Source organism: Alicycliphilus denitrificans K601 (assembly GCF_000204645.1).
In the GTDB taxonomy this organism is placed as follows: Bacteria; Pseudomonadota; Gammaproteobacteria; order Burkholderiales; family Burkholderiaceae_C; genus Alicycliphilus; species Alicycliphilus denitrificans.
Map to the genome: position 1 here is coordinate 3,243,976 of NC_015422.1, position 11,946 is coordinate 3,255,921.

Consider the following 11,946-nt stretch of genomic DNA (forward strand, 5'->3'; position numbering starts at 1 on the left):
GCCTGCGGCTCAGCCCTCCAGGATGCGCTGGGGCTGCGGCGCGTAGCCGTGGTTCAGCGGCCCGTGGCCGTGGCCCGTGCGCACGTCGGCACCCGCGGCGATCGCGCCCAGGATGTAGGCGCGCGCCTCCTCCACAGCCCGCACCAGGGGCAGGCCCAGCGCCAGGTGCGCAGCGATGGCGGACGACAGCGTGCAACCCGTGCCATGGCCGTTGTGCGTGGCGATGCGCGCAGAGGCCAGGCGGTGGCGCTCGCCCCCGGGCAGCGCCAGCAGGTCCACCACGCGCTCGCCCGGCAGGTGCCCGCCCTTGAGCAGCGCGGCGCGCGCGCCCAGGGCCAGCAGGTCGCCGGCGGCCGCACCCAGCTCGTCCTCACCCGTGATCGGGCGGCCCAGCAGCCAGCCGGCCTCGTCCAGGTTGGGCGTGACCACCGCGGCCAGCGGGAACAGCTCGCGCACCAGCGTGCCCACGGTTTCCTCGGCAATGAGCCTGTCGCCGCTGGTGGCCACCATCACCGGGTCCAGCACCACGCTGGGCAGGCGGTGGCGGCGGATGGCCTCGGCCACCACCTGCACCACCTCGGGCGCGTGCAGCATGCCGATCTTCACGGCATCGACGCCTATGTCCTCGACCACCGCGTCGATCTGCGCGCGCAGGATGTCGGTGGGCACACCGTGGATGGCGCGCACGCCCTGGGTGTTCTGCGCCGTGATGGCGGTGATCGCCGTCATGCCATAGCAGCCCAGCGCGCAGAAGGTCTTGAGATCGGCCTGTATGCCCGCGCCCCCGCCGCTGTCGGAGCCCGCGATGGACAGCACGCGCGCATAGCGCCGGGTGGAAGTAGGTGTTTCTTGCGTCATGACAAAAATTATCGACCGTAAGGACACTACCGCTGTGCTGTAATTGCCGCCACGGACGAAACAGGGGTGTCCCCGCCATGTCGGCGGGCGACTGAGAAATACCCTTCACACCCGATCCAGGTCATGCTGGCGTGGGGAGTTTCCAGCACCGGTGCCCAGCCCCGTTTTGTCCTCCATACAGGACTTGAACGACGATGCTTGCGCACCCATCCCTCCGATCCCCCTCCTTCATCACCATCCTCGGCGCCGGCCTGATGGGCCGGCTGCTGGCCGTGGCGCTCGCGCGCCAGGGCCACAAGGTCGAGGTACACGAGGCCGGTAGCCGCGACGGCGCCACCAGCGCCGCCCACGTGGCCGCCGCCATGGTGGCGCCGCTGGCCGAGTCCATCGTGGCCGAGCCGGGCGTGGTGCGCATGGGCCAGCATTCCCTGGCGCGCTGGCCCGGGCTGCTGGCCCAGCTGGTGCAGCCCGTGTACTTCCAGCACAACGGCACGCTGATCGTCTGGCACCGCCAGGACGCGCCCGAGGCCGCGCGCCTGCGCCAGAAGTTCGAGCAGACCCAGGGCGCCGTTCCCCAGCTTCCGCACATGCAGCCGCTGGACGCCGCCGCGCTGGCCGAGCGCGAGCCGGCCCTGGCCGGGCGCTTCAGCCAGGGCCTGTACCTGCCCGGCGAGGGCCAGCTGGACAACCGCCAGCTCCTGGACGCCCTGGCCGCCACCATGGACGCGCTGGGCGTCGCGACGCACTGGCACAGCGCGCGCGCGCCGCAGGACTTCGCCCCCGGCGCCGCCGGCCAGCCCGACTGGCTGCTGGACTGCCGCGGCCTGGGCGCGCGCGAACAGTGGCAGGACCTGCGCGGCGTGCGCGGCGAGGTGGTCCGCCTGCACGCGCCGGACGTCACGCTGCAGCGCCCCACGCGCCTAGTGCATCCGCGCTACTCCATCTACCTGGCGCCCAAGGAGGACCACCGCTTCGTCATCGGCGCGACCGAGATCGAGTCCGAGGACCTCTCGCCCGCCAGCGTGCGCTCCACGCTGGAGCTGCTCAGCGCCGCCTACGCCGTGCACCCGGGCTTCGCCGAGGCGCGCATCACCGAGCTGACCACCCAGTGCCGCCCCACCCTGCCCGACAACCTGCCCGCCATCCGCATGCCGCGCGAGCGCGTGCTGCAGGTCAACGGCCTGTACCGCCACGGCTTCATGATCGCCCCGGCCATGCTGGACGTGGTCATGCAGCTGCTGGGCGAGGGACAATCGGCGCTGGCCCCCGATTTCGAACTCGCGCTGCAAGGCGGCGCCGCAACCGCTGCATGAACATCCTCATCAACCAGAACCCCGTGGAGCTGCCCGACGGCGCCAGCGTGGCCGACGCCGTGGCCAGCCTCGACCCCACGCCCCCGTTCGCCGTAGCCGTCAACCTGCAGTTCGTGCCGCGCGCGGCCTACGCCACGCACCTGCTGCAGGCCGGCGACAGCGTGGAAATCATTGCCCCGGTCACCGGCGGCTGAAAGCGACCAGACACCATGAACACTCCCAACGACGACGCCCTGGTGCTGTACGGCCAGCGCTTCGAAAGCCGGCTGCTGCTGGGCACGGCCCGCTACCCCTCGCCCGCCGCGCTGCAGGCCGCCGTGCAGCGCGCGCGCCCGGCCATGCTCACGGCGGCGCTGCGCCGCCAGGGCAGCATCGAGCAGGGCAAGAGCTTCTGGGCCATGCTCAAGGAACTGCAGGTGCCGGTGCTGCCCAACACCGCCGGCTGCCACAGCGTGCAGGAGGCCATCACCACCTCCCACATGGCGCGCGAGGTGTTCGACACCCCCTGGATCAAGCTGGAGGTGATCGGCGACGACTACACGCTGCAGCCCGACACGCTGAACCTGGTGCAGGCAGCCGAGCAGCTCGTGCGCGACGGCTTCTACGTGCTGCCCTACTGCACCGAGGACCTGGTGCTGTGCCAGCGCCTGGTGGACGTGGGCTGCCAGGCCATCATGCCCTGGGCCGCGCCCATAGGCACGGGGCGCGGCCCCGTCAATCCCTACGCCATGCAGACGCTGCGCCAGCGTCTGGACGTGCCCATGCTGGTGGACGCGGGCCTGGGCCTGCCCTCGCACGCCTGCCAGGTCATGGAGTGGGGCTTCGACGGCGTGCTGCTGAACACCGCCGTGGCCCAGGCCGCCGACCCCGTGCGCATGGCCGGCGCCTTTGCCGACGCCGTGGCCGCGGGCCGCGCCGCCCACCTGGCCGGCGCCATGCAGCCGCGGGAATCGGCCCAGCCCAGCACCCCCGTGCTGGGCACGCCGTTCTGGCACCACGCGCAGGAAGCCTGAATGCACGAAAGCCATGAGGCCATGGTGCAGGCCATCGTGCACCACCACGGCGCCGCCTACGCGGACTTCCCGGCGCAGCCCGTGCCCGCCACCGCAACGGACGAGCCCGTATACCGCGCGGCCCTGGCCGCCTGCAGCGCGCTGGGCTTCATCGCCCACGACGCCGGCTGCCTGGCCCGCGCCTGGGCCGCGCAGACGCGGCGCCTGGGATCCTTCGACGCCGCCCGCTGGCCTGACGACCCCGCGGACTTCGGCTTGCAGCCGCGCCCCCATGCCCGGCCCTTCGCGCCCTGCCCGCAGCAGCTAGGCCTGTACGCCGTGCTGCCCGATGCCGCCTGGGTCGGCCGCATGGCGCGCGCCGGCGTGCCCACGGTGCAGCTGCGCTACAAGTCGCAGGACGGCGCCGCCATCGCGCGCGAGGTGCAGGCCGCCGTGCAGGCCGTGCGGGGCACGCCGGCACTGCTGTTCATCAACGACCATTGGCGCGCGGCCATCGACGCCGGCGCCTACGGCGTGCACCTGGGGCAGGAAGACCTGGACGCGCTGGGCCCCGACGACCTGCGCGCCATCCGCGAGGCCGGGCTGCGCCTGGGCGTGAGCACCCATGGCTACGCCGAGATGGTGCGCGCCGATGCCGCCAGCCCCAGCTACATCGCCATGGGCGCGGTCTTCCCGACCACGCTCAAGAAAATGGCCACCGTGCCCCAGGGCGTGGCGCGGCTGGTGGCCTATGCGCGGCTGATGCGCGGCTACCCGCAGGTGGCCATAGGCGGCATTGGCCTGGAACAGTTCCCCCAGGTGCTCGCCACCGGCGTGGGCTCGATCGCCGTGGTGCGCGCCCTGGTCAATGCCGACGAGCCGGAAGCCTCTGCCGCACGGCTGATGCGCGCGATGCAGGCATAGCCGCTGCTGCTCAGTACCGGCGGTTTTCCATGCGCTCCAGTTCGAAGCGCAGTTCCAGCTTGTCGTCGTCCATGGCGAACCCCACGGACTGGCCGTGCGCCGGCGCAGCGGCGCCGGCCTCCGGCTGGTGGTCGCGCAGCGTGAATTGCGCGGGCTCCGACAGGTCGACGTCGAGCATGTCCTCCACGGACGGCTGCTTTGCCAGCACGTCGTAGCCCGACGGCATCAGCGACAAGTCGCCCACGATGGAGTCGAGCGAGCGCGGGACCGCGGCCGCAGGGCCCAGGGGCGTCGTGCGCGCGCGCGGCGGCGGCGCGCCGCGCAGGTGCGCGGGCGTGGTCTGGGCGATGGCCAGCAACAGCAGCAGATCGTCGAAGGCGGCCAGATCGAACCGCTGCGCGTCCCGCCCATCGCCGCGGCGGAACAGGAATCCGTCAAGCACCCCCAGCACCTCGGGCGAAGACCACAGCGCCTCGATCTGCGCCAGCGCCTCCGGGTAGTCCTCCAGCGCATGCCCGCTTTCATGCCATTGCGTGTACCGCGGGACCTGCACGTTGAAGCGTTCCTGGAACTGCCTGCGCAGTTGCTCGAAGCTGTCCGTGCGCCCCAGCATCTGGAAAAGGCGCAGCAGTTCGAGGTACACGGCCGGCATCGCGTCACCCTGCTCGGCGATGTGGCTGCGCAGCACCTGTATCGCCTGCTCGTGCTCGCCGATGGAAATGAAGAACTCCGCCTGCTGCTGGATGTCGAACAGCCCCTCGGGCTGGATGGCCTGCTGCCGCGGCGCAGCCAGCCGGGCGGCAGGCTCCGGCGCGGCCGTTTGCGCCGGGGCCGGGGGAATGGTGTCGGGCGCATCGGACGGGCCCGGGCCGGCCTCTTGCAGTTCCTCAGGTGGCACCGAGCTGGGATGCCAGGTGTCAGCCGCCTCGGGCTCGACCTGCCAGCGGACCTTGCCATCGGGCCCTTCGGAGACCACGGCGCCGTCCTTGAGCCCCTCGCTCAGCGCCACGGAGTTGTGCCATGCCTGGAGCGCCTCGCGCCGCGTGCGCCGCAGCAGCCAGGCGATCGCGGCCAGGGCCAGCACCAGCGCGCCCCCCAGCGCGTAGACCACGCCGGCCGAAAAGCTCTGTGACTGCAACTGTTCGAGCTGCTGGCGCAGCCCGCTCGCCTCCGCGCGCCCGGCGTCCGCCTGCCTGCGGTGCGCCGCCGCATCGGCCTCCAGCCTGCCCAGGCGCTCCATGGACTGCCGCAGGTCGGCGGGGGAGCTGTTGAGCACCTTCCACAGCGCCGCGAATTCTGCGCGCCGGGCCTCGTCGGGGGTGGAGAGCAAGAGCGGTTCCTCGCGCGACAGGCGCAGCTCCAGGGGGGCGTCGAGCCACAGGTCCAGCGGCTCCACGATGAGGCGCGCGGCCGCGGTCGGCACAGGCGCCGGCACCGTGGCCCGCGCGCGCGGCCGCGCCGGCTTGTCGGCCGCCTGGCCCGCGGACGCACCAGCCTGGGGCTTCTCGCGGCGGACGAGGGATTGCACGGCGGCAGCGCCCGCGGCGGCCGGTGTACGCGGGCCCGCCGCAGCCGCAACCGCATTTGCAGGGCGCGCGGCGAAGGTGCCCGGGTCGGCCGTGCCCAGCCGACCGATGTCCAGGGGGCCCTGCGTGTTCGCGGCGCCAGCGGCCGGCAGGTCGGCCAGGAAGGTGTAGGTGCGCGTCACGCGGCCTTCGCACCCTGCCGCGATGGTGACGGTGAGCACGGGCTCGTCGGCCACCATGGTGGCCTGCACGCGCACCATAGGGATGACCCCGCCCTCGACAGGCGTGACGCGGACGCGTGAGTCCGCAATGCTTGTCGTGCCTGAAACCAGGTGCGCCGAGATGCACGAGGACGCCAGATCCTTGCCCGGATCGGGCCGCACCTCGAACCCGAGGTCGATCGCCGACCCGAGCACCACTGCGCCGCGGCTCGCCCCCAGCGAAAGCGCCGCCACGCCAGAGGCCGCGACGCACAGGCAGGCGCCCACGAGTACATTGCGCATAATCACAATCGTTTCAAGATGTTTAACAATTTTGACACAAGCCTCGTGCTACCTCATTGCCGTCTGATAATTTGATCATGAATGCGGCATTCACTTCGATAGGCATCGTCGGCACGGGCGCAATGGGCCGCGGTATCGCGCAGATAGCGGCCCAGGCCGGCAGCACGGTGTATCTTTTTGACACAAAACCCGGCGCGGTCGATGCGGCGCGGACGCATCTCCATGGGCAGTGGCAGCGCCTGGCGGACAAGGGGCGCATCGATGCGACCCAGGTGCCCGTCTTGCTGGAGCGGCTCGTGCGCGCCGCCTCGCTGCACGACCTGGCGGCCTGCGAACTGGTGGTGGAGGCCATCGCCGAGCGCCTGGACGCCAAGCGGGAGTTGCTGCTCGAACTCGAATACATCGTCGCGCCCGGGGCAGTGCTGGCCAGCAACACCTCGTCGCTGTCGATCACGGCGCTGGCGGCGCCGCTCACGCACCCGCAGCGCGTGGCGGGCTTTCACTTCTTCAACCCCGTGCCGCTCATGAAGGTGGTGGAAGTGGTGGCCGGGCTGCGCACCGAGGCCGTGGTCTGCGCGCGCCTGGCGCAGTACGCCCGCGCCATGGGCCATACGCCCGTGATGGCGCAGGACACGCCGGGCTTCATCGTGAACCACGCGGGCCGGGGTTTCGGCACGGAGGCCCTGCGCATCGTGAGCGAGGGCGTGGCCGACTTCGCCACGGTGGACCGCATCCTGCGCGACCAGGCGGGCTTCAAGCTCGGGCCGTTCGAGCTCATGGACCTGACCGCCCTGGACGTGACGCACCCGGCGATGGAGTCCATCTACCACCAGTATTACGAAGAGCCGCGCTTTCGCCCCAGCCCGATCACTGCGCAGCGTCTGGCCGCGGGCCTGCTGGGCCGCAAGACGGGCGAAGGCTTCTACCGCTACGTGGACGGCGCGGCCCAGGTGCCGGCCGAGCCGCCCGCGCCCCGGCCGGCAAGCCTTCCGCCGGTCTGGGTGTCCCCGCGCGCGGCGCGGCGCGCCGAGCTGTACCAGCTGCTCAAGAGCCTGGGCGCCACCATAGAGACTGGCGCCACGCCCTCGGCGGGTGCGCTGATCCTGGTGGCGCCGCTGGGCTTCGACGTGACCACGGTGGCCGTGGTCGAACGCCTGGACCCCACGCGCACTGTCGGCATCGACATGCTGATCGACGACGCGGCCACGCGCCGCCGCGTGCTGGCCACCAACCCCGCCACGCGCGAGGACATGCGCGATGCGGCGCACGCGCTGTTCGCGAGCGACGGCAAGGCCGTGAGCGTGATCCGCGACAGCGGCGGCTTCGTCACGCAGCGCGTGGTGGCCACCATCGTCAACATCGCGGCCGACATCTGCCAGCAGCGCATCTGCAGCCCGCAGGACCTGGAGACCGCCGTGACCCTGGGCCTGGGCTACCCGCTGGGCCCGCTGGCCATGGGCGACCGCTGGGGGCCGACCAACATCCTCGAAGTGCTGTTCAACATGCAGACCGTCTATGGCGACGCGCGCTACCGCCCCAGCCCCTGGCTGCGCCGCCGCGGCGCCATAGGCCTGAGCCTGACGCACGAAGAACCCTGACCCGACCGCCATGACCGCAGAACTGCAAAGCACCAGCCACGGCCAGACCTTGGTCCTGACCCTGCGCGCGCCCCAGGCCCGCAATGCGCTGGACGGCGCCATCTGCGCCGCCGGCATCGAGGCCCTGAGCGTGGCCGAGCGCAGCGAAGAGGTGCGCTGCGTGGTCATCACCGGCGCGGACGGCGTCTTCAGCGCCGAGACCAGCCTGGAGCGCCTGCAGGCCAGGCGCCAGCAGCCGGCCCAGGCGCAGGCCCAGGGCGTGGAGCTGCTGCACCACTGGGTGGAGGCCGTGCGCACCCATCCCAAGCCTGTGATCGCCGCCGTGGAGGGCATGGCCGAGGGAGCCGGCTTCTCGCTGGCGCTGGCCTGCGACCTTGTCGTGGCGGCACGCAACGCGGCGTTCGCCATGGGCGGCGCCCGGCTGGGCCTGTCCCCCGCCGGCGGCGCGAGCTGGAACCTGCCGCGGAGCCTTCCGCACCAGATGGCCAGCGAGATCCTGCTGTGCGGCGAGCACATCGCGGCGCCGCGTCTGCACGCCCTCGGCCTGGTCAACCACCTGGCCGAGCCCGGCCGCGCGCTGCACGAGGCGCTGGCCCTGGCCCAGCGCCTGAACGCGCGCGCGCCCAACGCGCTGGCCAGCATCAAGGAACTGGTAGGCGACGCGCCGCAGCGCAGCTTCACCGAGCAGCTGGCGCACGAGCGCGACCACTTGGTGCGCAGCCTGCAGCACGCGAATGCCGGGGAAGGCATTGCCGCGGCGCTCGAAAAGCGCACCCCAAACTACAAATAACGTAGCTGCAAGCGCCCTACCCACAAGCACTGCGGCCCTAAAACGCCCAAAACCATGCGGCGCGCCGGCAGCGCCGCATGCCCGTTGCCGCGCCGCCCGCCGTGGCGACGCATACATGACAGCCCGGCCCTGCCGCGCCATCCGCGCGCGCGACAATGGTCCGCTCCCCAGTCACGCAAACGACAGACCATGGACGAACCGATTCTTACCATCGAAGAACGCGAGGCGATCAACTCCGGTCGCTGGTTTTCCTCCCTCTCCCCTTCTTTGCGCCACGACATACTGCGATGCTCCTACGTCAAACGCTACAAGGACGGCACGCTCATCGCCGCGCGCGGCGACCCTCCCGAAGACTGGATCGCCTGTGCGCGCGGCGCCGTGCGCGTGAGCTCCACCAGCCTCTCGGGCAAGCAGATCACGCTGACCTACGTGGAGCCAGGCATCTGGTTCGGCGACGTGGCGATCTTCGACGGCGACCAGCGCACGCACGACGCCTACGCGCACGGGGACACCACCATCCTGTGCGTGACGCGGACCGACTTCCGCAAGATCCTCGCGCAGCACACCGAGCTCTACGAGGCCATGCTGCGCCTGCATGCGCGGCGCATCCGCCAGCTCTTCGGGCTGGTGGAGGACCTCAACACGCTGCCGCTGCGCTCGCGCCTGGCCAAGCAGCTGCTGCACCTGGTGCGCAGCTACGGCGTGCCCAGCCTGTCCGACGGCAGCGAGATCCGCATCGGCCTACAGCTGGCGCAGGAGGAGCTGGCGCAGCTGCTGGGCGCATCGCGCCAGCGCGTGAACCAGGAACTCAAGGCCATGGAGCGCGAGGACACTATCCGCATCGAGCCCGGCGGGCTCGTGGTGCGCGACCGCGAGGCGCTCATGCGCATTGCCGAGGCCAGCCCCTGACACGCTGAACGGCCGCCTTCCAGACCTCTTCCCTCCCGCAGGACATCTTCCCCCCATGAGCAACTTCGACCACTTCATCGGCACCCGCCCCGTCTCCGGGCAGCACGCGTTCGACACCGGCGCGCTCGGCGCCTGGCTGTCACGGCACCTGGAGGACTTCGCCGGGCCGCTCACCGTGGAGATGTTCAAGGGCGGCCAGTCCAACCCCACCTACAAGCTCATCACGCCCGCGCTCAGCTACGTGATGCGCGCCAAGCCGGGGCCGGTGGCCAAGCTGCTGCCCTCCGCCCACGCCATCGAGCGCGAGTACGCCGTGATGAGCGGCCTGGCCGGCACCGGCGTGCCCGTGCCGCGCATGTTCGCGCTGTGCGAGGACGAATCGGTCATCGGCCGCGCCTTCTACGTCATGGAGTTCATGCAGGGCCGCGTACTGTGGGACCAGTCCCTGCCCGGCCTGCAGCCGGCCGAGCGCGCCGCCATCTACGACGAGATGAACCGCGTGATCGCCGCGCTGCACACCGTCGACTTCGCCGCGCGGGGCCTGGCCGGCTACGGCAAGCCGGGCAACTACTTCGAGCGCCAGATCGGCCGCTGGAGCAAGCAGTACCTGGCCTCCGTCACCCAGCCAATCCCCGAGATGGACCGGCTCATGGAGTGGCTGCCGGCCCACATGCCCGCCAGCGCGCGCGACGACAGCCGCGTGTCCATCGTGCACGGCGACTACCGGCTCGACAACCTCATGTTCCACCCCACCGAGCCACGCGTGATCGCCGTGCTCGACTGGGAGCTGTCCACGCTCGGCCACCCGCTGGCCGACTTCGCCTACCACTGCATGAGCTGGCACATCCCCGCCTCGCTCAGCCGCGGCATCGGCGGACTGGACTTGGCCGCGCTGGGCATCCCGGCCGAGTCCGACTACATCCGCCGCTACTGCGAGCGCACCGGCATCGCCGACGTCGATGCACTGCGCGCCGACTGGAACTTCTACCTGGCCTACAACATGTTCCGCATCGCCGCCATCCTGCAGGGCATCGCCAAGCGCGTGGAGGCCGGCACCGCCGCCAGCGCCCAGGCCAAGGCCGCAGGCGCCACGGCGCGGCCCATGGCGCAGCTGGCCTGGTCGTTCGCGCAGCGCTCCCATTCCTGACAACGAGGCAACGGCATGGACTTCGACTACTCGCCCAAGACCAAGGAACTGCAGGCGCGCCTGCGCCAGTTCATGGACGACCACATCCACCCGGCCGAGAAAGCCTGCGCCGAGGAGCTCGCAGCCCACACCGCCGCCGGCAACCGCTGGCAGCCGCTGCAAACCATCGAGAACCTCAAGCCCAAGGCCCGGGCCGCGGGGCTGTGGAACCTGTTCCTGCCCGTGGACACGGCCGAAGCTTCGGGCTACCACGGCGCGGGCCTCACCAATGCCGAGTACGCGCCGCTGGCCGAGATCATGGGCCGCGTGCTCTGGGCCAGCGAGGTGTTCAACTGCTCCGCGCCCGACACCGGCAACATGGAGACCATCGCGCGCTACGGCAGCGAGGCCATCAAAGCCGAGTGGCTCACGCCCCTGCTCGAAGGTCGCATCCGCTCGGCCTTCGCCATGACCGAGCCGGATGTCGCCTCCAGCGACGCCACCAACATCTGCACGCGCATCGAGCGCCAGGGCCGCCACTACGTCATCAACGGCCGCAAGTGGTGGACCAGCGGTGCCAACGATCCGCGCTGCAAGGTCTTCATCACCATGGGCAAGACCGACCCCGATGCGCCCAGGCACTCGCAGCAGAGCATGATCGTCGTGCCCGCGGACACGCCCGGCATCACCATCGTGCGGCCGCTGAACGTGTTCGGCTACGACGATGCGCCCCACGGCCACGCCGAGGTCGTCTTCGACGACGTCAAGGTTCCCGTGGACAACATCCTCCTGGGCGAGGGCCGCGGCTTCGAGATCGCCCAGGGCCGCCTGGGCCCCGGGCGCATCCACCACTGCATGCGCCTGATCGGCCAGGCCGAGCGCGCGCTGGAGCTCATGTGCCAGCGCACGCTCTCGCGCACCGCCTTCGGCAAGACCATCGCGCAGCAGGGCGTGACGCAGGAGCGCATCGCCGAGGCGCGCTGCAGGATCGACATGGCGCGCCTGCTCACGCTGAAGGCCGCCTGGATGATGGACACCGCGGGCAACAAGGTCGCCAAGACCGAGATCGCCATGATCAAGGTCGTTGCCCCCGGCATGGCCTGCCAGGTGATCGACTGGGCCATGCAGGCGCATGGCGGCGGCGGCGTGAGCGACGACTTCCCGCTCGCCTACGCCTACGCCAACGCGCGCACGCTGCGCTTTGCCGACGGCCCCGACGAGGTGCACCGCAGCGCCATCGCCAAGTGGGAGCTGGGCAAGCACGCCACCCGGCCCTGAGGGCCCGTCCACGATCCGGGGCCACGCTTCGCGACCTCCAGGGCATGGGGCTGGAAATATAGGGTTTACCCCATAACAAAGAAGGTGCAACCTTTGCGATATTCGCAGGCCTCATAGGTTGCACCCTTC

The 11,946-nt window shown here is 71.0% G+C and carries 11 protein-coding genes and 1 riboswitch; of the genes, 9 read left to right on the forward strand and 2 right to left on the reverse strand.

What is annotated here, in order from left to right; genetic code table 11:
* Positions 1-9: 9 nt before the first annotated feature.
* Entirely contained in the window at positions 10-858 is an 849-nt protein-coding gene (gene thiD, locus ALIDE2_RS15405; RefSeq protein ID WP_013722531.1) for a bifunctional hydroxymethylpyrimidine kinase/phosphomethylpyrimidine kinase, read from the reverse strand.
* Positions 859-910: 52 nt separating this feature from the next.
* Positions 911-1,013: riboswitch (TPP riboswitch) on the forward strand.
* A gap of 39 nt (positions 1,014-1,052) precedes the next feature.
* On the opposite strand from thiD, the gene thiO reads away from it, so the two are divergent.
* Genes thiO through ALIDE2_RS15425 form a run of 4 tightly spaced genes read left to right on the forward strand, consistent with a single transcriptional unit; the run spans position 1,053 to position 4,087 of the window.
* The gene (gene thiO, locus ALIDE2_RS15410; protein ID WP_013722532.1) at positions 1,053-2,171 is read left to right on the forward strand and encodes a glycine oxidase ThiO; all 1,119 of its coding nucleotides are present in this window, start codon (positions 1,053-1,055) and stop codon (positions 2,169-2,171) included.
* Positions 2,168-2,365, forward strand: a complete 198-nt coding sequence (gene thiS, locus ALIDE2_RS15415) for a sulfur carrier protein ThiS (protein ID WP_013518641.1) — start codon at positions 2,168-2,170, stop codon at positions 2,363-2,365. The genes thiO and thiS overlap by 4 nt, the downstream gene beginning before the upstream one ends.
* Before the next feature lie 15 nt (positions 2,366-2,380).
* On the forward strand, positions 2,381-3,184 hold the full coding sequence (locus ALIDE2_RS15420; protein ID WP_013722533.1) for a thiazole synthase: 804 nt from the start codon (positions 2,381-2,383) through the stop codon (positions 3,182-3,184).
* A complete protein-coding gene (locus ALIDE2_RS15425; protein WP_013518639.1) occupies positions 3,185-4,087 on the forward strand; it encodes a thiamine phosphate synthase in 903 nt (300 codons plus the stop codon).
* A gap of 10 nt (positions 4,088-4,097) precedes the next feature.
* Here the strand turns inward: ALIDE2_RS15425 and ALIDE2_RS15430 are convergent, their stop codons facing one another.
* Complete coding sequence (locus ALIDE2_RS15430; protein ID WP_013722534.1) at positions 4,098-6,116, reverse strand: type IV pilus assembly protein FimV; 2,019 nt, start codon at positions 6,114-6,116, stop codon at positions 4,098-4,100.
* 77 nt (positions 6,117-6,193) lie between these two features.
* On the opposite strand from ALIDE2_RS15430, the gene ALIDE2_RS15435 reads away from it, so the two are divergent.
* From ALIDE2_RS15435 to ALIDE2_RS15455, 5 genes are all read left to right on the forward strand, one after another.
* Positions 6,194-7,714 (forward strand): 3-hydroxyacyl-CoA dehydrogenase, encoded by a 1,521-nt coding sequence (locus ALIDE2_RS15435; RefSeq protein ID WP_013518637.1) that lies wholly within the window; start codon positions 6,194-6,196, stop codon positions 7,712-7,714.
* Between the two features lie 10 nt (positions 7,715-7,724).
* Positions 7,725-8,504, forward strand: a complete 780-nt coding sequence (locus ALIDE2_RS15440) for an oxepin-CoA hydrolase, alternative type (protein WP_013722535.1) — start codon at positions 7,725-7,727, stop codon at positions 8,502-8,504.
* 189 nt (positions 8,505-8,693) lie between these two features.
* The gene (locus ALIDE2_RS15445; protein ID WP_013722536.1) at positions 8,694-9,413 is read left to right on the forward strand and encodes a Crp/Fnr family transcriptional regulator; all 720 of its coding nucleotides are present in this window, start codon (positions 8,694-8,696) and stop codon (positions 9,411-9,413) included.
* 55 nt (positions 9,414-9,468) lie between these two features.
* Positions 9,469-10,560, forward strand: coding sequence for a phosphotransferase (locus ALIDE2_RS15450; RefSeq protein WP_013518634.1), 1,092 nt, complete (start codon positions 9,469-9,471; stop codon positions 10,558-10,560).
* 15 nt (positions 10,561-10,575) lie between these two features.
* On the forward strand, positions 10,576-11,817 hold the full coding sequence (locus ALIDE2_RS15455) for an acyl-CoA dehydrogenase family protein (protein WP_013722537.1): 1,242 nt from the start codon (positions 10,576-10,578) through the stop codon (positions 11,815-11,817).
* The last annotated feature ends 129 nt before the right edge of the window (positions 11,818-11,946 follow it).